The 20,155-nt window shown below is 56.2% G+C and carries 14 protein-coding genes, 1 tRNA gene and 1 pseudogene; 8 read left to right on the plus strand and 8 right to left on the minus strand.

The annotated features are described in order from the left end of the window. Positions 1-105 precede the first annotated feature (105 nt). Positions 106-1,509 carry a D-serine/D-alanine/glycine transporter gene (gene cycA / locus DXXMK7_RS13780; RefSeq protein ID WP_038919597.1) on the plus strand — a complete coding sequence of 468 codons (1,404 nt, stop codon included), beginning with the start codon at positions 106-108 and terminating at the stop codon, positions 1,507-1,509. Between the two features lie 74 nt (positions 1,510-1,583). Here the strand turns inward: cycA and DXXMK7_RS13785 are convergent. Beyond that, positions 1,584-1,850: pseudogene (locus DXXMK7_RS13785) on the minus strand (LysR family transcriptional regulator); the annotation flags it as partial. A 385-nt stretch (positions 1,851-2,235) separates the two neighbouring features. On the opposite strand from DXXMK7_RS13785, the gene DXXMK7_RS13790 reads away from it, so the two are divergent. Both DXXMK7_RS13790 and DXXMK7_RS13795 read left to right on the plus strand, forming a co-directional pair. Continuing rightward, positions 2,236-2,311: transfer RNA gene (locus DXXMK7_RS13790), tRNA-Asn, on the plus strand. A 623-nt stretch (positions 2,312-2,934) separates the two neighbouring features. After that, positions 2,935-4,182 carry a glycosyltransferase gene (locus DXXMK7_RS13795; protein ID WP_038919598.1) on the plus strand — a complete coding sequence of 416 codons (1,248 nt, stop codon included), beginning with the start codon at positions 2,935-2,937 and terminating at the stop codon, positions 4,180-4,182. Between the two features lie 134 nt (positions 4,183-4,316). Here DXXMK7_RS13795 and cysI read toward each other — a convergent pair whose 3' ends face one another. Continuing rightward, positions 4,317-6,035, minus strand: a complete 1,719-nt coding sequence (gene cysI / locus DXXMK7_RS13800; protein ID WP_256379665.1) for an assimilatory sulfite reductase (NADPH) hemoprotein subunit — start codon at positions 6,033-6,035, stop codon at positions 4,317-4,319. A 336-nt stretch (positions 6,036-6,371) separates the two neighbouring features. Here cysI and ggt point away from each other — a divergent pair, with 336 nt between their 5' ends. Then, positions 6,372-8,135, plus strand: coding sequence for a gamma-glutamyltransferase (gene ggt, locus DXXMK7_RS13805; RefSeq protein WP_038919600.1), 1,764 nt, complete (start codon positions 6,372-6,374; stop codon positions 8,133-8,135). Positions 8,136-8,267: 132 nt separating this feature from the next. On the opposite strand, the gene DXXMK7_RS13810 is transcribed toward ggt, so the two are convergent. Further along, the gene (locus tag DXXMK7_RS13810; protein WP_038919602.1) at positions 8,268-9,869 is read right to left on the minus strand and encodes a methyl-accepting chemotaxis protein; all 1,602 of its coding nucleotides are present in this window, start codon (positions 9,867-9,869) and stop codon (positions 8,268-8,270) included. A 453-nt stretch (positions 9,870-10,322) separates the two neighbouring features. Between DXXMK7_RS13810 and DXXMK7_RS13820 the strand changes: the two genes are divergently transcribed. Beyond that, positions 10,323-11,339, plus strand: a complete 1,017-nt coding sequence (locus DXXMK7_RS13820) for a S66 peptidase family protein (protein WP_198677309.1) — start codon at positions 10,323-10,325, stop codon at positions 11,337-11,339. On the opposite strand, the gene DXXMK7_RS13825 is transcribed toward DXXMK7_RS13820, so the two are convergent. Further along, positions 11,330-12,232, minus strand: coding sequence for a LysR substrate-binding domain-containing protein (locus tag DXXMK7_RS13825; RefSeq protein WP_038919605.1), 903 nt, complete (start codon positions 12,230-12,232; stop codon positions 11,330-11,332). The two genes, DXXMK7_RS13820 and DXXMK7_RS13825, sit on opposite strands and share 10 nt — an antisense overlap. 352 nt (positions 12,233-12,584) lie before the next feature. Between DXXMK7_RS13825 and DXXMK7_RS13830 the strand changes: the two genes are divergently transcribed. Beyond that, a complete protein-coding gene (locus DXXMK7_RS13830; protein ID WP_038919606.1) occupies positions 12,585-13,757 on the plus strand; it encodes a pyridoxal phosphate-dependent aminotransferase in 1,173 nt (390 codons plus the stop codon). A gap of 97 nt (positions 13,758-13,854) precedes the next feature. After that, positions 13,855-14,631 (plus strand): ABC transporter substrate-binding protein, encoded by a 777-nt coding sequence (locus DXXMK7_RS13835; protein ID WP_038919607.1) that lies wholly within the window; start codon positions 13,855-13,857, stop codon positions 14,629-14,631. Positions 14,632-14,745: 114 nt separating this feature from the next. Here the strand turns inward: DXXMK7_RS13835 and DXXMK7_RS13840 are convergent, their stop codons facing one another. The 3 genes from DXXMK7_RS13840 to DXXMK7_RS13850 form a co-directional block, all read right to left on the minus strand. Further along, the gene (locus DXXMK7_RS13840; protein ID WP_049842388.1) at positions 14,746-15,915 is read right to left on the minus strand and encodes a hypothetical protein; all 1,170 of its coding nucleotides are present in this window, start codon (positions 15,913-15,915) and stop codon (positions 14,746-14,748) included. 72 nt (positions 15,916-15,987) lie between these two features. Then, complete coding sequence (locus DXXMK7_RS13845; protein WP_231348803.1) at positions 15,988-17,106, minus strand: hypothetical protein; 1,119 nt, start codon at positions 17,104-17,106, stop codon at positions 15,988-15,990. 217 nt (positions 17,107-17,323) lie between these two features. After that, the gene (locus tag DXXMK7_RS13850; RefSeq protein WP_231348804.1) at positions 17,324-18,469 is read right to left on the minus strand and encodes a hypothetical protein; all 1,146 of its coding nucleotides are present in this window, start codon (positions 18,467-18,469) and stop codon (positions 17,324-17,326) included. A 262-nt stretch (positions 18,470-18,731) separates the two neighbouring features. Between DXXMK7_RS13850 and DXXMK7_RS13855 the strand changes: the two genes are divergently transcribed. After that, entirely contained in the window at positions 18,732-19,277 is a 546-nt protein-coding gene (locus DXXMK7_RS13855; RefSeq protein ID WP_038921042.1) for an NADPH-dependent FMN reductase, read from the plus strand. A gap of 42 nt (positions 19,278-19,319) precedes the next feature. On the opposite strand, the gene cobA is transcribed toward DXXMK7_RS13855, so the two are convergent. Further along, positions 19,320-20,150 carry a uroporphyrinogen-III C-methyltransferase gene (gene cobA, locus DXXMK7_RS13860; RefSeq protein WP_038919610.1) on the minus strand — a complete coding sequence of 277 codons (831 nt, stop codon included), beginning with the start codon at positions 20,148-20,150 and terminating at the stop codon, positions 19,320-19,322. Positions 20,151-20,155: the final 5 nt, after the last annotated feature.

Raw genomic sequence — 20,155 nt, forward strand, 5'->3', positions numbered from 1 at the left:
TACCGTGTTACTATTAACCATTCTAACTTCTTATATCACATGGGTAATGGGCGAGACCTGACAAACGCCCTCACCCTGGCAGACACAATCCGGAAATCACATTACATGACAGAACAAACGCATCACGTCCCGGACGCCACCGGGCATAGCGATCTGCGGCGCAATCTAACCAACCGCCATATTCAGTTGATTGCCATCGGCGGCGCCATCGGTACCGGCCTGTTCATGGGATCAGGGAAAACCATCAGCCTTGCCGGCCCATCAATTATCTTCGTTTATATGATCATCGGGTTCATGCTGTTCTTTGTTATGCGCGCGATGGGCGAGTTACTGCTCTCCAACCTCAACTACAAATCGTTCAGCGACTTCTCCGCCGACCTGCTGGGTCCGTGGGCCGGTTTTTTTACCGGCTGGACTTACTGGTTTTGCTGGGTCGTGACCGGCATTGCCGATGTCGTCGCCATCAGCGCTTATGCACAATTCTGGTTTCCGGATCTGTCGCAGTGGATCAGTTCCCTGTTATGCGTCCTGCTGCTGCTGACCTTAAATCTGGCCACCGTCAAACTGTTTGGCGAAATGGAGTTCTGGTTCGCCATGATCAAGATTGTCGCCATCGTCGCGCTGATCGTGATTGGTGCGGTTCTGGTTATCATGCAGTTTACATCGCCTTCCGGCGCGATGGCATCCGTGACTAATCTCTGGCAGGACGGCGGTATGTTTCCTAAAGGACTCAGCGGCTTTTTCGCCGGCTTTCAGATAGCCGTGTTTGCCTTTGTCGGTATTGAGCTGGTCGGCACCACGGCAGCGGAAACCAAAAACCCGAAGGTGGTTCTGCCGCGCGCAATCAACGCCATACCGATACGTATCATTATGTTTTATGTGTTTGCGCTGATGATGATTATGTCGGTTACGCCGTGGAGCCACATTGCGGCAGACCGCAGCCCATTTGTGGAGATGTTTGTGTTAGTCGGCTTGCCGGCCGCCGCCAGCGTTATTAATTTTGTCGTGCTGACTTCCGCCGCGTCGTCGGCCAACAGCGGGGTATTCTCAACCAGCCGCATGCTGTTTGGGCTGGCCAGACAAGGCGATGCGCCGGCGCGTTTCGGTCGGTTGTCAAAACGGGCGGTACCCTCGGCAGGACTGTTTTTCTCGTGCCTGTGCCTGCTTTCCGGCGTCGTACTGATCTATTTAATTCCTAACGTCATGACGGTTTTCACGCTGGTCACCACCGTGTCCGCCATTCTGTTCATGTTCGTGTGGAGTATCATTCTGTGTTCTTATCTGGTGTACCGCCGGAACCGGCCGCAGTTGCACCAAACCTCTGCATACAAAATGCCATGGGGAATCGTAATGAGCTGGGTATGTCTGGCTTTCTTTGCTTTCGTGATGGTACTGCTGACATTGCAGCCGGATACCTTGCAGGCGCTGATGGTTACGCCGGTATGGTTTGTGGTTCTGGCTATCGCCTATCAGTTTATTCGCCGCCGCAGAGTCAACGCCCTGGCGTGACACATTAAAACAGCCCCTAACCAATACGGTCAGCTACGCCCGATGATGTAGCTGACCGTACCCGATTAGACGCTTACCGTTTGCCGTACACCATTCACTGCGTGCTTAGCCTGTTCACACTGATTCAAAATGGTTTGTGCATGTGAATACAGAATTTTGCCCGCTTCAGTCGGCGTCACGCCACGACGACTACGGACCAGCAGTTGCTTCTCCATTTCGCTTTCAAGCGTGGCAACTTGCTGGCTCAGCGCTGGTTGCGCGATATGCAACATTTCAGCGGCCTGGGTCAGGCTGCCGATATCAACGATTTTCACAAAGTATTTGAGTCGTCTCAGATTCATGTGTACCTCCTGAATAGTTACGACTAAGTAGTAGCAAGAAGCGCGCCAGATCATTTCTCTATACATCAAAAAAAGTGTGGCGGTGGCTTAACCCGCTTAAAAATAAGTAAAAGCAATGGTGATAGCGGTGACAGTAACAATACTAATCCCCCTATCGCTGTCCACCGGATCCTGGCGTCAGGATTTCCACGCACCAAAACGGTGCAAACGTTGCTATCTGAAAGTGCACTCGCTCACGAGTTCAACGGTTCACCCGACATGAAAAGCGCCGACTACCGCAGCAATTTCAATCATTTGGTTATAAGTTCAGCAAACAGTCGCACCTGGCGTTAACATGCTTTGACAAGCTGTCAGGCTATCGCTATCATCCACACCACTTAGCGATTCCTCTGTAGTTCAGTCGGTAGAACGGCGGACTGTTAATCCGTATGTCACTGGTTCGAGTCCAGTCAGAGGAGCCAAATTCAACGCCTTGCAATTCAAAAGAATCGCGAGGCGTTTTTCTTTATGGAACGCGGAACGCCCCTACCGGTCAGCGCCAACGACAGACCAGTAATCAACAATGCCACGGTATCAGGACTGCAGCATCTGGCAGGCTAGCCATAATGCAAGCGAGTCATGACGTCTTTCCACGATCGTGCATGATGAAAATCAGATAATAGTCATCCGATTAGTTTTACTCTCTTTATCTCATAATAAAAAAACCAAGGTGATAATCTATTGGTGTTATTTTTCAATTTACTATTTTATTTCTATATACAAATAACGAACCAACACCAGATTGATATTAAAAACATACGGGGGCAATAATACCTGTACAGTCGTGCACAGCCTCCCCTATACTCGCGATAACACACAACCCAACCGATGTTTATTATTGCAGCCAGATGACGATAAGCGCGGTGCGACGCGACGTCACTCTGGACGTGGCGATTGCCTTCAGCGCTGCCGCCGCCCATCGGGCAAGAAACGCAACGATGGAGACAGGTAAAAAAACATCAATCCGCACCACCATTCATTACCGCAATAAACACAGCTCAGGGATAAGAGCACACCCGTTATTTCTGGATTCAGGGAGGGAATCATGAGGGTATTTCTGTCCACGCTTGGCTCGGCCGGGGATGTTTATCCCTTCATCAAAATAGGTGAAGCATTGAAGAATGCCGGACTAGATGTTTATCTTTGTACCAATCCTTATTTTGAGCAAACCGCAAAAGAAAGAGGGCTTAATTTTATTTCAGTCGGCACCAGCGAAGATTATTTACGAGCCGTCAATTCGCAACGCTTATGGCATCACCAATCCGCCTTCAATGAGATGGTCAATTTCATGAATGCGCAGCAGCAACCAGCCTATGACGCCCTTGTGCCCTGGGTAGACCACTCCTCCGTCATTCTCACCTCGCTGTGGTCCTTCACCGCCAAAATGTTCAGCGAAACCCGTGGATGCTGCGTCATTCCGGTTCGCGTCACACCGTCGACGTTTATCTCCAGCTACGATCCGCCCTACCATCGGCAACTGATGTGGGTTCGCCGATTACCGATGCGCCTACGCCGTCTGTTTTTGTATCTCGCCGAGAAATATCTGGCCGACCGCCAACTGGCGCCTTTTATTAATGCGTTCAGAATCCAGTTGGGGTTGCCGCGTATCGAACGTGTCCTGACATCATGGACGCATCGCACCGATGCGGCGTTGCTGTGCCTGTTTCCGCAATGGTTTGCCTCGCCATTGCCAGACTGGCCGGCTCATGTTCGTCAGGTTGGTTTTCCGTTGTTCAACCTGCTGGATAATCAACAGGATGATGACCTGGCTCAGTTTATCGCGCGTGAACGCACGGTGGTTTTCATGCCCAGTTGGGCGCTCAGCACCAAACGCCCGCTGGCAATCGCGCTGGTGAAAAAAATCCGGCAACGCGGCTACCAGTGCCTGATCGTCGGCCAGCCGTACCATGAACTGGCGGACGATACGGGGGTTCGTGCCGAGAGCCATATTAATCTGGGCCAATACCTGCATCGATGCGCCGCCATTATCCATCACGGCGGCATTGGCACGATGGCGCAAGCTTTCGCGGCCGGTATCCCCCAATTGGTTATTCCCAGCGCCTTTGATCAATTCGACAACGCCCGCCGGGTAACCGCCATGAAATGCGGCGAATGGCTGCAGGAAAGCGACATGGACAAGCTGGGAGATAAACTGCAGCGCCTGCTGGACGATCCGGATATTGCGGAACACTGCCGGCGAATCCGCCAACAGTGTCCTTCCGAACAGGCGGTCTGTGAACAAATCATCGCTACCGTGCGTGAGGCCTACGCCAGACACATGGCTCAAGGCTGATGCCTGCGGCAAAGCTACAGTCATCTATCCCGAGTTACAGGGTGGCGTGTCTGGTGCAAGCCAGACACCACCTCGCCCGCATTATCTCTTTTCATACCGTGATGCTGTACGGCGCAGAATCACGGTATGAGGTATCACGCACCCGGCGCCGCATGAAAATCCACCGGCGCATGAACGACCGGCTTCACAATGCCGGTGCGGATCACGAAGTCGCCAAAGCCTTCGCCAGCCTGCCGCGCACTGGCCCAACAGCCGATCAGCCGGTCAATCTCTTCCAGAATGGTCGGCGTATCGATGTTGTCGCGGTACAGCCGCGGGATACGCGCCCCTTCGCGATTGCCGCCAAGGTAGAGGCTATAACGCCCGACAGCCCGACCGACCAAACCCATTTCCGCCAGCATCGCCCGGCCACAGCCATTGGGGCAGCCCGTAATCCGAAAAATGACGGCGTCATCCTCCACCCCATAACGCCGCAGGCTTTCTTCAAGCGCGGTCACAAAGTCCGGCAATACGCGCTCGGCTTCCGCCATCGCCAGCGGACAGGTGGGAAACGATACGCAAGCCATCGAGTTTTTACGCTGCTCGCTCAGTGACGGCGTGATCAGATTATAGTGCCGGGCCAGCGCATCAATCCGCTCCCGTGCATCCGCCGCTACGCCGGCAATAATGATGTTTTGATTCGCGGTCAGGCGAAAATCGCCTTGATGTACCTGGGCTATCGCCGCCACCCCGCTTTTCCAGCGCGCATCGGACTTATCCAGCAAACGCCCGCTGGGAATAAACAGCGTCAGGTGGTGGTGACCGTCAATCCCTTCCACCCAGCCGATACGATCGCCCCGTCCGGAAAACGTATAGGGTCTGATGGGAGCAAAGACCGCGCCGCTGCGGCGCTCTACCTCCGCCCTGAAGACCTCGACGCCGACCCGCTCCAGCGTGTACTTGGTTTTGGCATTGCGCCGGTTTTCACGGTTGCCCCAGTCCCGCTGCGTAGACACTACGGCTTCAGCCACTGCCAGCGTCTGCGCCAACGGAATAAAACCAAACTCACTCGCCAGACGGGGATAGGTGCTGGCGTCGCCCTGAGTCATCGCCAAGCCGCCGCCGACCAGCACGTTAAAACCGACCAGACGACCGTGCTCGCCGATAGCGACAAAACTCAAATCATTGGCATGGAGATCCACATCATTTTGCGGCGGGATAACCACCGCGGTTTTAAATTTACGCGGCAGATAGCTGTTCCCCAGTATCGGTTCTTCCTCCTGCCGGAGGATTTTTTCCTTATCCAGCCAGACCTCGGCGTATGCGTTGGTACGCGGCAGCAGATGTTCAGAGATTTTTTTCGCCCACTCCCAGGCCTGCCGGTGCAACACCGACTCCACCGGGTTAGCGGTACAGAGTACGTTACGGTTGACGTCGCCCGCCGTGGCGCGGGAATCCAACCCCAAATGGTGCAACAGACGGTGCACCGGCTTGATATCGTTTTTCAAAACACCGTGCAACTGCACCGTCTGCCGGTTGGTAATGCGGATACTGCCGTACTGGGTATGCTCCCGGGCGAATTCGTCAATCCCCAGCCACTGACGCGGCGTGATGATGCCGCCGGGCAGACGGACGCGCAGCATCACCGTGTGCAATGGCTCCAGTTTCCGGGCGATACGCTCCTGGCGGATATCGCGATCGTCTTGCTGATACATGCCGTGAAACCGAATCAACTGGAAATTATCACCGACAAAGCCGCCGGTCAGCGGGTCAGCCAGATCCGCCTGAATCGTACCGCGCAGGAAATGACTCTGCGCCTTCAGGCGCTCATTATCCGACAGTTTTTTCTCGCTCATCCTCGCGTTCTCCTGAATGGTGCGCTGAAAAAGATGCCGGTGAGTTAAGCAGGGATGCAGGAAGGCTTACAGATACAGTGGGTTAGCTTTGCGCTATAACAGTCTTTTGGTCAGGGCGGCGGCCGCCCGCGCCGGTCCGGCAGCGATAGAACCATTAGGCGCAGACTATGCCAAAACAGCATAAGCCCTTGTTCGATCACACTCCTGATGATTTTCCGGGCATGCCATGTAGCAACGTTTACACTGATAACGCCATGTTACCCAACATGAACAATGGCATGCGGTATGCATGTCAAAAACACAACAGACAAAACATCAATAACAACAACGCCAATAACACAACAAGGGGGTTTTATGGCATCGGGAAAATGGCTGCTGCCGTTAAGTCTGACTGCATTGCTGGTCAGCGGTGCAGTCCACGCGGTTTCCATACCGGCAGTGGAAGCGAAGAACGGTATGGTGGTCAGCTCGCAATATCTGGCGTCGCAGGTCGGCGTCGATATCCTGAAAATGGGGGGCAACGCCATTGATGCCGCGGTAGCGGTCGGTTACGCACAGGCGGTGGTCAACCCTTGCTGCGGTAACATTGGGGGCGGCGGGTTCATGACCATCCATCTGGCGGATGGCAAAGATACCTTTATCAACTTCCGTGAAACAGCGCCGGCCGCCGCGTCCGCCACTATGTATCTGGATGCGGAAGGTAAAGTTAAAAAAGACGCCAGCCTGTATGGCTACCTGGCGGCGGGCGTTCCCGGTACGGTACTGGGGCTGGAAACCGCACGCGAGAAATACGGCAAGCTGACCCGTGAACAGGTCATGACGCCGGCTATCAAGCTGGCGCGGGAGGGTTTTGTTCTGACCCGCGGCGACACCGACATTCTTGACACCACCGTCAAACGCTTTAAGCAGGACCCGGAGTCAGCACGTATTTTCCTGCGTCCGGACGGCTCGGCGCTGCAACCGGGCGACCGTCTGGTGCAGACCGATCTGGCTAATACGCTACAGGCGATCGCGGATAAAGGACCGGACGCGTTCTACCACGGCAAACTCCCGCAAATCATCGAGGACGCCGCCAAAAAAGGCGGCGGTATCCTGACGGCGGCGGACTTCGCCAACTATCGCGTAACCGAAACCCAGCCGATCACCTGTAGCTATCGCGGCTATCGGTTCATCTCGTCACCGCCGCCCAGCTCCGGCGGGGTCACGATGTGTGAAACGTTGAATATTCTCGAAGGTTACGACCTGAAGAGCATGGGATTCAACTCGGCGCAGGCAATCCACGTCATGACGGAGGCAATGCGTCACGCCTACATGGACCGCAACACCTATCTGGGCGACCCGGAGTTTGTCAAAAACCCGGTCGACCGGCTGCTGAACAAAGACTATGCCGCCGAAATCCGCAAGAAAATCGACGACACCCGAGCCACGCCGTCCGAACAGGTAAAACCCGGCATGGAGCCGCATGAAAAACCGGAAACCACCCATTATTCGATTGTCGACAGCCTGGGCAACGCCGTCTCCACCACGTACACGGTGAACGGCCGCTTCGGCGCGGTGGTGATAGCCCCCGGCACCGGCTTCTTCCTGAACGACGAGATGGATGACTTTACCGTCAAAGTGGGTGAGAAAAACCTCTACGGGCTGGTACAGGGCGAGCGCAACGCCATCGCGCCGGGCAAACGCCCGCTGTCGTCGATGAGCCCGTCGCTGGTGACCAAAGACGGCAAGATCTTCCTGGTGCTTGGTTCGCCGGGCGGCTCGCGCATCATCAGTATCACGCTGCAAAGCGCGCTGAATATCCTCGACTTCGGCATGCTGCCGCAGGAAGCGGTAGATGCGCCGCGTATCCATCATCAATGGTTGCCGGATGAGGTGTATTACGAACAGCGCGGCCTGTCCGCCGATACCCTCACGTTGTTAAAAGAGCGCGGCTATAAGATGGTGGAACAAACGCCGTGGGGCGCAACCGAGCTGATTATGGTCGGATTGCCCGGCGTGGAAGGGGTGATCCCCGCCAACTCCGGCAACGACTCGGCGGTATCCGGTAAGGTGCGTGAAGGGTATCTGTACGGCGCCAACGACTCCCGTCGCCCGGCAGGCGCCGCCATCGGTTACTGATATCGCCCCGCAGAGTGCGGGGATGCCGACTGAGCGCGGTTGCACTCGCGACTCACATCGGTATCCGGCACAGCAACCCGGTCATCATGTTAATCCAATGGCCGGGTTGCCTTTTCTGCCGCCGGCATGAATTTACCGGCTATAGCCCAGTAACAGTTCGTGCCCGGCGACACCGGTGTCCGGCCGCACGCCGGGCGCTTTGCCCGATAGCCGGAACACGCCGACCGCCTGCACCAGTTCTTCTGCCTGACTATTAAGGCTGCCCGCGGCGGCGGCCATTTCTTCCACCAGCGCCGCATTTTGCTGGGTGGTGCGTTCCATGCTCGATACCGCCTCGCCCACCTGCGACACCCCGCTGCTCTGCTCACCGCTGGCGACACTGATCTCGCCCATGATGTCGGTCACCCGGCGAATGCTATCGACCACTTCTTGCATGGTGTGCCCGGCATTATCCGCCAGCGTGCTGCCGCTTTCGATTCGCCCCACGCTGGCGGAAATCAGCGTTTTTATCTCACGGGCCGACTCCGCGCTGCGTTGCGCCAGCGCACGCACTTCGCCCGCCACCACGGAAAAACCACGCCCTTGTTCGCCGGCGCGCGCGGCTTCCACGGCGGCATTCAACGCCAGAATATTGGTCTGGAAGGCGATGCCGTCGATCACGCCGATGATATCGGCAATGCGCTGGGCGCTGTCGTTGATTTCCCGCATGGTGTCCACCACCTGCGTCACTACTGCGCCGCCCTGCTCCGCCACCTGGCTGGCGGTCTGGGCCAGGTGGTTGGCCTGCCGGGCGTTGTCGGCGTTCTGTTTCACCGTTGCGGAAAGTTGCTCCATCGACGCGGCGGTCTGTTCCAGCGCGCTGGCCTGGGACTCAGTACGCGCGGACAGATCATGGTTACCGTGGGCAATTTCGCCGCTGGCCACCCCTACCGACTCGGCGCCATGCCGTACCTGCGTCACGATACGAATCAGGCTCGACTGCATATGCGACAGCGCATTGAGCACGGTGGCGATCTCATCACGCCCGCTGGCGTTGATCGGATAAGTCAGATCGCCGTCCGCCACCGCTTCGGCCGCCGCCTGCGCCTGCGCCAGGCTGCGGACAATGCTGCGCACCATCATCCAGCCAAATAGCGCCGCGCCGGCAATCCCCGCCAGTACCGCCATAATCGCCAGCGCTTTCAGCCATTGGTAACGTTGCACCGAACCGGTGTATTCGTCTTTAGCCACGTTGACCTGCAGCGTCACCAGTTGGCTGAGCAGCGCATGGCCCTGTTTTTCCAGCGTGCTGACCTTCTCATCATAAAGACGCATCGCCTGTTCCATCTGCCCGGCCCGGATCGCCGCATCGGTCGGCTGCACGCCTTCGCGGTTATAGCGCTGCAGGCTGTCGGCAAACTGGTCCGCCAGTTGTGTCTCTTCCGGCGTCAGGTAGGTCGCGCGGTAGTCGGTCCACACCCGATCGATCCGGTTGAGATTCTGGCGTAGTTCGTCAACCCGCTGTTGCTTATTCGCCGCCTCCGGCAACAACAGCATATCCATGATCAGCACCCGGTTACGCTGCACCAGCCATTCCAGTTGCTCTAGTTGCGCCAGCACCACCGTGCGGTCTTCATACACGGTCTTTAACGACTGATTTGCTTTCTCGGCGGTAAACATGCCGATCGCACCCATGATCAGAATGCCCAGCGACAGCATCCCGGTGAAACTCCATAATCGTGTCGAAATCTTCATTACCTTAAACCCTGTCCTGTGTGATGTCGTTTGTCGTTATGTTGTGTCTGCAACTGTTATCTCCTGCCTGAAAAGACTATCCGTCATGGCCGCACTGGGCGTGATAATCGGCAACGCAGGCATCGAAAGCGAGGAAAAACTATATAGAAACTCAAGGTTAGACAGAAGGTTAGCGATTTTCTCGCCGGACGGATAAAATAGAATGAAACAGAGTTTCATAAGAAGAAACTGATGGCTTACGGTCATATTCAGCCTGCGAAACGTTACCGACATTGTTATTCGCAGCCATTTATAAAAATGTGTCGAAAATTATTTTTTATGTTGCCAGACAATTAAAAAGAAATTCTTATGAGTCCGTGAGGATTTCGAGCACTGCCCAGGTCCAAAATGGCAAGTGAAATAGCCCTATTGTGAGGGGTGCCAAAGCGTCTTCCAGCCAGGAGAAAGAGAGCCATGTCCCATGCACTGTTATTACCCCCACCCTTACAACCGGGCGATACCATCGGTTTTTTCTCACCGTCCTCGCCCGCAACCCACTTTGCCCCGGCACGCTTTGAACGGGCGAAAGTCTTTCTTGAGCAGCACGGCTACCGGCTGCGCGCCGGCGCGCTGACCGGTAAAACCGACCACTACCGCTCCGGCAGCATCGCCGCGCGCGTTGACGAACTGAACACGCTGATCCGCGACCCTGCCGTACGCTGCATCATGTCGACCATTGGCGGCAGCAACAGCAACTCGCTGCTGCCCTATCTTGATTACGACGCCCTGCGCCGCGATCCGAAAATCATCATCGGCTATTCCGACGTCACCGCGCTCTTGCTTGGCATGTATGCCCAAACCGGACTCGTAACCTTTTACGGCCCGGCGCTGGTGGCGTCGTTTGGCGAATTCCCGCCGCTGGTGGACGACACCTTTGCCGGCTTCGCCACGCTGACCGGCGCAGCGCAGCCTGAACACACCTATCGCATGCCATCGGGATGGACCGACGAGCGGCTGGACTGGAATCAACAATCGCGCGCCAAAATCACCCATCCCAACCAGTGGCGCTTCGACGGCAGCGGCGTTTATCAGGGGCGGCTTATCGGCGGCAACCTCAATACCATGGCGGGGATCTGGGGCAGTCCGTTTATGCCGGCGATTGAAGACGGCGATATTCTGCTGCTGGAAGACTCGCTGAAGGACATCGCCACCGTGGAGCGCGCGTTTGCCCACCTGAAGCTATGCGGCGTGTTTGACCGGGTCGCGGCGGTGATACTGGGCAAGCACGAACAGTTCGATGATAAAGGCACCGGCCGTGATTCGCTGACCGTACTGCGCGAAGTGCTTAACGGGCAACCGCTGCCGGTGCTGGCGGATTTTGATTGCTGCCATACGCACCCGATGCTGACCCTGCCGCTCGGTGTGCGTATTACGGTCGATTTTGACGCCGGACGCGTCGTATTGAACACCCCCTGGCTGCGTCAGTCCTGACCGGGCGGCAGGCAATCAGTAAAGCTGGCGAGAAAATCCGTCAGCCATTCTGCCTGCGCATGTCCATCCAACCCAGGCCGGTGCGCCAGATAATAAGCCGCGCCGGTTTTTACCGTTTCGGCAAACGGCATCACCAGCCGTTGTCGCCGGATATCTTCCGCCACCAGCGTCACATCCGCCATCGCGACGCCAAAGCCCTGAATGGCGGCGCTGATGGCGAGATCCATGGTGTCGAACTGCTGATTACGGCGCATCACCTGCTCGCCGATGCCGTGGGTTTTCAGCCACAACTTCCAGTCACGCTGGTCATGGGTCGGATGCAACAGCGTCAAACGCGCCAGTTGCTCCGGCGACAACGCCGCTTGCCCGGCAGGCAGCAGATGCGGCGCCAGCACCGGCGACAGCACCTCGTCGAACAGCTTGCCGTCATGTTGGCGCGGCGCGGCATCCGGCGCGAACACCACCGCCACATCGAAATCTTCGTGACGGAAATCGACGCCGTGTTCGGTGGTCGTCGTTAGCGAGACATGGATATCCGGCCGCCGCTGCTCCAGCGTCATCAGGTGCGCCACCAGCCAGCGCATGGCGCAGGTCGGCGCCTTCATGCGGATTGAACGCCCTTCACGCACCCGGTTCGTCACCCGAAACAGTTGGTCAAACACCTCGCGAACCTCCGGCAACAGCTGACTGCCCTGCGGCGTCAACCGTAAACCACGGGCATGGCGCTGAAACAACGCGAAGCCCAGCCAGGCTTCCAGCGATGCGATCTGCCGGCTTACCGCGCCTTGCGTGACAAACAGCTCCGCCGCCGCCCGGGTGAAATTGAGATGACGGGCGGTCACCACAAAAGCGTGCAACGCATTCAGCGGCGGGATGCGGTTATTTAGGGTCATACGCGCTCTCCGTCAGGCGGTCATAAGAAAACTGATTACATAACTATGCAGAAAAAGCGGTGCGAGCCTGAGTATCGTTTCCTGATGCGAGCGGCATCGTCAGCCCCGGTTTCGCGGCAAGCGGCGGCTACCATCACCACATCTTATTGCTCTATTGCGATAAATAGTTGCCGCGAGCCATGCATTTTTCTCATGGCTATTATGACAACAATTCGATTGTAGTACTACCGGCGGCAACGTCTAATGCATGAATAGTTATTCACGTACAACCAATAAATTTTAGCAGACAGGGCTTCTCTATCGTACCGTTCGCTCACGTGCGGGTCTGCTATGGCACTCAACGGAGACCCCCATGCCGATTCAAACCCCGGTGCAGTTCAGTTCCAAATTACCGGATGTGGGCACGACTATTTTTACCGTTATCGGTCAGTTATCCAGCCAGCACAACGCCATCAACCTGTCTCAGGGCGCGCCCAGCTTTCCCTGCTCTCCCGAGCTGATCGCCGGGGTGACGCGCGCCATGACCGAGGGTCATAACCAGTACGCGTCGATGTCCGGGCTGGTGTCGCTCAAAGAGGTGGTGGCGGAGAAAGTCAAACGCCTGTACGGCCAGCACTACGACGCCGGACAGGAAGTCACCATCACCGCCAGCGCCAGCGAAGGGCTGTATTCCGCCATTTCCGCGCTGGTGCATCCGGGCGACGAAGTTATCTATTTTGAGCCGTCGTTCGACAGCTACGCGCCCATCGTCCGGCTACAGGGCGCAACGCCGGTGGCGCTGAAACTCGCCGTGCCGAGCTTTGCCATCAACTGGGACGAAGTGCAGGCGGCCATCAGCCCGCGCACCCGCATGATCATCATCAACTCGCCGCATAACCCCAGCGGCCAGGTGCTGAGCGCCGACGATCTGGCGCAGCTGGCACGCCTGACGCGCAACACCGACATCGTGATCCTGTCTGACGAAGTCTACGAGCACGTAGTGTTTGACGGCCAGCGCCATCACAGCATGGCGACCCACAGCGAACTGGCGGCGCGCAGCGTGATTGTCTCATCGTTCGGCAAAACCTTTCACGTCACCGGCTGGCGCGTCGGTTACTGTCTGGCTCCGGCGGCGCTGATGGACGAGATCCTCAAAATCCACCAGTTTATGATGTTCTCCGCCGACACGCCGATGCAGTACGCCTTTGCCGACTACATGACGGACCCGGCGACCTACCTGTCGCTCGGCCAGTTCTATCAGCATAAACGCGACCTGCTGGCGAACGCCTTACAGCACGGACCGTTTGAACTGTTGCCCTCCGCCGGTTCGTTCTTCATGCTGGCGAGCTTTGCGCACTTCAGCGACGAAAGCGACAGCGACATGGTCAAACGACTGATTGTCGACCACGGCGTGGCGACCATTCCGCTGTCGGCGTTTTACACCGACGGCACCGACAATAAACTGATTCGTCTGTCGTTCTCCAAAGATGACGAGACGCTGCTGGCCGGCGCGAAAGCCCTGTGTCAGGCCGCGGAGCGCCGATAAATGCGGTTGCGCTCGATTTGTGTGTGATGGCTGTTACTGTGTGATATTGATTGCCGTTTAAAGACTACTCATTGATTTACCGGAGATCGTTCCCGATATGAAAAAATTAAGCATGTTGATGTTGTCGCTGGGTTTACTGTCCTCCTCCGTCGCACTGGCGCAGACTGAACTGCGTTTTGGGCTGGAAGCGGAATACCCGCCGTTTGAAAGCAAAAACGCCAAGGGCCAGTTGGAAGGATTCGATATCGATCTGGGTAACGCCATTTGTAAAGCAGGCAATTTCAAATGCTCCTGGGTTGAAACCTCGTTTGATGCCCTGATTCCGGCACTGCAGGCCAAAAAGTTCGACGCCATCAACTCCGCGATGAATATCACCGAAAAACGTAAGGAAGCGATCGACTTTACCGCGCCTATCTACCGCATTCCGACCCAACTGGTCGGCAAGCCGGACACTGGTCTGGCGCCGACGCCGGAAGCGCTGAAAGGCAAGAACATCGGCGTGTTGCAGGGGTCGATTCAGGAAGTGTACGCCAAGGCGCATTGGGAGCCGAAAGGCGTTACCGTGACTTCTTACAAAGACCAGAATCTGGCGTATGACGATCTGGCGGCAGGCCGCCTGGACGGTACGCTGGTGATGGCGGCGGCCGGTCAGTCCGGTTTCCTGGATAAACCGGAAGGCAAAGGTTTCGCCTTTATCGGCAAGGCGGTGGACGACGCCGCCATTCTCGGCAGCGGTATCGGTTTTGGTCTGCGTAAAAGCGACGCCGCGCTGAAAGCCGAGCTGGATAAAGCCATCAAACAGGTGAAGGACGACGGCACCGTCGAGCAACTGGCGAAAAAATACTTCCCCGGTTTTGACGTGCGGGTGCAGTAACCGACGCCTCCCGCCGCGCCGCATCCTGAACGACGGCAAAGAAACGACAAGGCCCGCGCCAGATGGCGACGGGCCTTGTTTTTTGGCACATGCGATTAACCGGAGAAGCGCCTGTTACGGCAACGGCAAATCCTTCAGACGGCCGGGATGCTGTTTGACCAGGTCCCAGGGTAATACCGCCCAATCGGCGTTGTGGCACTCAGGTGCGGCTCCCACGATAAAAGCAGGAATGAAATGAATGCCTTGGGGGGTTAAATACCACTTCGACGATCCCCATGCCTCTGGGTCGCCATAACTGCAAGTCTCACCATCCACCTGAAAGTCATCGCTCATTTGGGTGGAATAACGCTCACTGAACTGTTCAACCAGCCAGTCGGCAAAATTCTCGTCAGGATACTCATCGTCGGTGTTTTCCGTCACTTTATCAGGAATCGGTGATTCAGCGACCCACAGGATATCGTCCAGCACCAGTGGCGTAGCATCAAGACTACGCAGCGTCATCGCCTTTGTGTACACTTCTCGCCCGGCATCAGCACACATGCTATCTACATCAATGGTATAACTGACAACCGACGGCGACAGCAGACGTAATGACAGTTCCTGTGTAAGATTTCCTTTACCATTGCTGAACATCTCACAGAGTTGGAAAAGCGTTGCTTGATCCCACAGACTGTCGATCAATTTCGCATTCAGGCGGACGCGTTGCTCGGGGGTGTAACCAGAGACCAGTTGAACGGTCTGCATACCACTTAGCGGGTCTTGCCACCATTCGACTTCATACCCGTTAATCACCTCTTTTTTCACCTGTCGAGGTTCAGCTCCCTGGTTACGGACATAGTCATAGTGAGAACGAGTGTAAAGGCTTTGCATAAAAGCCGATGCCTGTGCCGTTGGCGCCGTTACCGTCAACGGATGCAGCGTGATTATCGCCGTTTTCCCCGTACCGTTACGCCATTCCCCCTGCCAGCCTTGATCAGCCGCAGGACGCAGCGTCAGTTCCGGAAGATCTACATCGTCGTCACGGTAATTGCTACTGATCACCTCGCCCAGCGCCAACTGCCCGTCAGCGCGACGCTCCCCTAACAATTCCCGATCACGCAGAGAGCGGGTAGAGAAATAGCGCCCTGCGACATTTTTTTCAGCATTGATGTTCAGTTCCAGCACGATACTGTCATCACCCAACGTGCCGCTGAACAGTTGCGACTCAGCGTGGGCCGCTATGGTTACGAGAGTAAGTCCCAGAGAAACAACCGCCACCCGGGCAATTTTTATTAATAATGTCATATGAATTAGCAAAAAATTAAGAGTAGATCCCTCAGCTCCGCTCAAATTAGCGGAACTGAAGCGCCGGAACTATCAGGGCAACGGCAAATCCTTCAGCCGCCCGGGGTGCTGTTTGACCAGGTCCCAGGGTAGGATTTCCCAGCCGGAGCCTTTGCACTGCGAAGTCAGATTGGGGGTCATGGTCTGGAAATAGATGCCTTTGGGCGTCAGGCTCCAGGGTGCGTTCGCCCACACTTCTGGAGAAGTGTAATCACAGGCATCCTCGCTCTCGTCATCCATCACCTTTGTCTGTTCCGGGTAGAGCCGGGCAAACTGTGCAGCTAGCCATGTCGGCAAGGTTTCCCGCAAATAGTCATCAGGGATAGCGAAGGCATCCGGCACCGGCGATTCGTCGACCCACATCAAATCAGAAAGCCTCAACTCGCTCGCATTGGAGACACGCAGCACCCGAGGCGACACCTCCATATAACCGTGTGCGCCGCCGCAGCTTCTATCGCCAGATACCACATAGCTGATCACATTCGCCGACAGCAGGCTGATTTTTACCTTGTCATCCGAATGTTCACACTGCGCAACGGCCAGAACCGTGTGCCAGAAGCTGTCTCGCAGCGCGGCGTTCAGGGCAGCGAGCCGTTCCGCCGGGTAGCCCGAGGTCAACTGAAACATTGACAGTTTAGCGCTCGGATCCTGCCACCATTCCACGTTATAACCGTTAACGACGCCTTGTTTAACCATCGCCGGTTCAGCCGTTGCACGCAGCAGATAGTCATAAGGCGAGAGCTGGTAGAGCGACTGCATAAAGGGCGACAATCCGGCTGTCGCTATCGGCATCATCTGTGACAGTTTAACGGTGAGCGGCGTACCCTGCCCCTGACGCCACTCGCCCTGCCAGCCATTATTATCGGCAGGACGTAACGTGATGACTGGGCTGCTCGCCGGCTTTGCGTCTGCCTCGTCGTCACTCTCCAACGCATCCACATCAATATTCAGCGTCACCTGCCCCTGCTTGCTGCGCTGGCCGTTAATATGGTGAGTCACACGTTCCGATGCAACAAAATAGCGGCTCTCCACGCGCCCATCCAACTGAACATCCAGCTCCATCACCACCGGCGTCGTCCCCAGCGTGCCGCCATATACTACCGGCGTTGCCTGCGCCATACCCACCATACAAACGAAACCCAGCACCAACATCCTTGAGGTCAATGTTAATAAGTTCATATTAAGTAAATAGATAAGAAAGGAAGTGGATACTATAACGGAAATAATTTATGCGCCGTAATCAAAAACAAAACGGCGTCTCATTTTATCTGGATAAAAAAGAGAACCTTGTGCTTGTATATGCAGCTGTGACTGCCATGCAGGCTCACATTAGATTACAAGCCCGCATGGATTTATCACAGATAGAAAATCAGGGCAGCGTCAAACCTTGCAGACGGCCACGATGCTGATTTACCAATTTCCATGGCAAAATTTCCCAGCCACTATCATTACAGGTACTCAACATATTAGGCGTCATAGTTTGGAAGTAGATGCCCTTGCGGGTGAGATACCAGGGCGTATCGACCCAGATATTCTCAGAAGTATAATTACAACCATCGAATGCCCCTTCTGCATCGCCCGTCTTGCTCATCTGAGCCGGGTATAGCTTGTCGAACTGCTCTTTTAACCAGACAGAAAAAGTGTCTTCCCAGTAATCATCCTCAATGGCGTCTTCATCCGGTACAGGCCGCTCACCAACCCAAAATAGGTCGGACAGCGACAACAGTGTTGCGTCACTGACGCGAAACGTGCGGGTAAAAATTTCAGACGTCGGATGTGCTGCGCCTGGGCAGCTGTGTTGCCCGGATATGATATAGCTGGCGACATTCGGTGACAGAAAACCAATTTTCACCCCAAAAATATTCTTGTCACCACACCACGTCGGGCGCATCAGGATCTGCCAAAAGTCATCACGCAATTTGGCGTTCAATTGCTCGCGCTGCTCTGCCGGGTAACCGGATATCACCTGAAACATTGAAAAATGTGTCAGCGGATCTTGCCACCATTCCACATGGTAACCATTGACAACGCCTTCCTTGGCCATTTTCAACTCATAGCCTTGTTGGAACAAAAAATCATACATGGATAGAGCATAAAGCGACTGCATAAAAGGCGATAGTTTGACCACCGCCGTAGACTCCATCGGCACGGCTGGCAACATCACCACCACCACAGGTGCTGTCTCCCCTTCACGCCACTCACCTTGCCATCCCTGTTCACCGGCGGCTCGTAGCGTCAAGACCCGGTTAACAGGCGGTTTAGCCTCTGACTCGTCATCAACCACGTCAGAATCCTCGTCGTCATTGACCTCCAGCGCCAACGTACCCTGCTCACTCCGAGAGCCAGAAAGTGAATGCGTCACATGTTCCATGGAAGAAAAATAGCGTCCTTCCACTTTGCCATCCGAGCGTATATCCAGCTCCAGCACCACCGGCGTCGTCCCCAGCTTGCCGCTATATACCATCGGCGTTGCCTGCGCCATACCCACCATACAAACGAAACCCAGCACCAACATCCTTGAGATCAATGTTAATAAGTTCATGTTAAGTAAACAGATAAGAAAAGGAGCGGATACTATAGTTGAACTGATGTATTTTCACTAACCCACCGGTATTGAATCTCTCGTGGATCAAGGCTCACGGCGACAAATCAACCCATCGGGCTAATGGCATTTTCCCACCCACGCTCTATGCTATGACGAGTCAGGGACAAACGGAGACGCGGTGCGCGCCGACGTGATCCCGGTGATTTTCTTTTCATACAAAAAGGACAACACCATGAGTGATATCAAACTGTTAGGTATTGCCGGCAGCCTGCGTAAAGCCTCTGCCAACCGGGGATTGCTGCGCGCCGCGCAGTCCGTGCTGCCGGCGGGCGTCACGCTTGAGATCGCAGACCTGCTGGATGTACCGTTCTACAACGCCGACCTGACCGAGGTTCCCGCCTCGGTGCAGCGTATCGCGCGTCAGGCCAGCGAAGCGGACGGCTTCGTATTCGCCTGTACGGAATACAACTATTCGATGGCGCCGGCGCTGAAAAACATTCTTGACTGGATCTCCCGCCTGCCGGACACCACCATCCTGAACGATAAACCGGCCGCGCTGATGGGCGCCGGCGGCGGTATGGGCACCTCCCGCGCCCAATACCACTTGCGGCAGAGCTGTATCTACCTGAACATCCATCCGCTGAATAAACCGGAAGTGTTCGCCAACGCCTTTGCCGGCGGTTTTGACGATCAAGGCAACCTGAAAGACGAAAAAATCACCGCGCTGATCGCCGATCAGATGAACGCGCTCGCCGATGCGATTGCACGCAGAAAATAAACCTCGCCTGCAAGCTGCCGCTCGTAATTGGGCGGCAGTCGTTTACGCCGCCACCGTTCCCACCTTCATCATCGCCTCGCCGGCGACCGTCAGCGCCGGGTGACGACTGAAACGTACCACCTCCCCCACCACCAGCAGGCTGGGTGACTGCGGCTGATAACGCGCCATCAGCGTTGGCAACGTCGCCAGCGTGGCGGTCAGCAAACGTTGTTCCGGCTGGGTGCCGCGCTCGATAATCGCCAGCGGCGTACTGGCGGGCAGACCATTGGCAATTAATTTCTGGCACAGGCGGCTGGCATGGCTCAGCCCCATGTAAAACACCAGCGTCTGCTGGCCGGCGCCGAGCGTTTCCCAATCCAGTTGCGGTTCGCCGTCGCGGGCATGGCCGGTGATAAAACGCACCGACTGGGCGCAGTCCCGATGGGTTAATGGCAGCCCCACCGCCGCGGCGCAACCGGTGGCGGCGGTGATGCCGGGCACCACATGGCAGGTCACGCCCTGTTGCTGTAGATAATCCATTTCCTCGCCGCCGCGGCCGAAAATGAACGGATCGCCGCCTTTAAGCCGCACCACCCGTTGCCCGGCCTGCGCCAGCTCCATCAGCAACTGGTTGATTTGCGGTTGCGGCAGCGCGTGGTGTCCCTGCTGCTTGCCGACGTCGATGCGCAACGTTTCCGGCTGCACCAACGCCATGATATCGGCGGAAACCAGCCGGTCATGCACCACCACATCCGCCTGCTGAATCGCCCGCAGCGCCTTGATAGTCAGCAGTTCGGCATCGCCCGGGCCGGCGCCCACCAGCCAGACATCGCCGGCCAGCAGAGGCTGGCGTTGATGGCCCTGCGCCATCAGAGTGTTCAGAGTAGGGTTCATGTTGA

The organism is Dickeya sp. MK7, from assembly GCF_000406305.1.
Classification (GTDB): Bacteria; Pseudomonadota; Gammaproteobacteria; order Enterobacterales; family Enterobacteriaceae; genus Dickeya; species Dickeya fangzhongdai.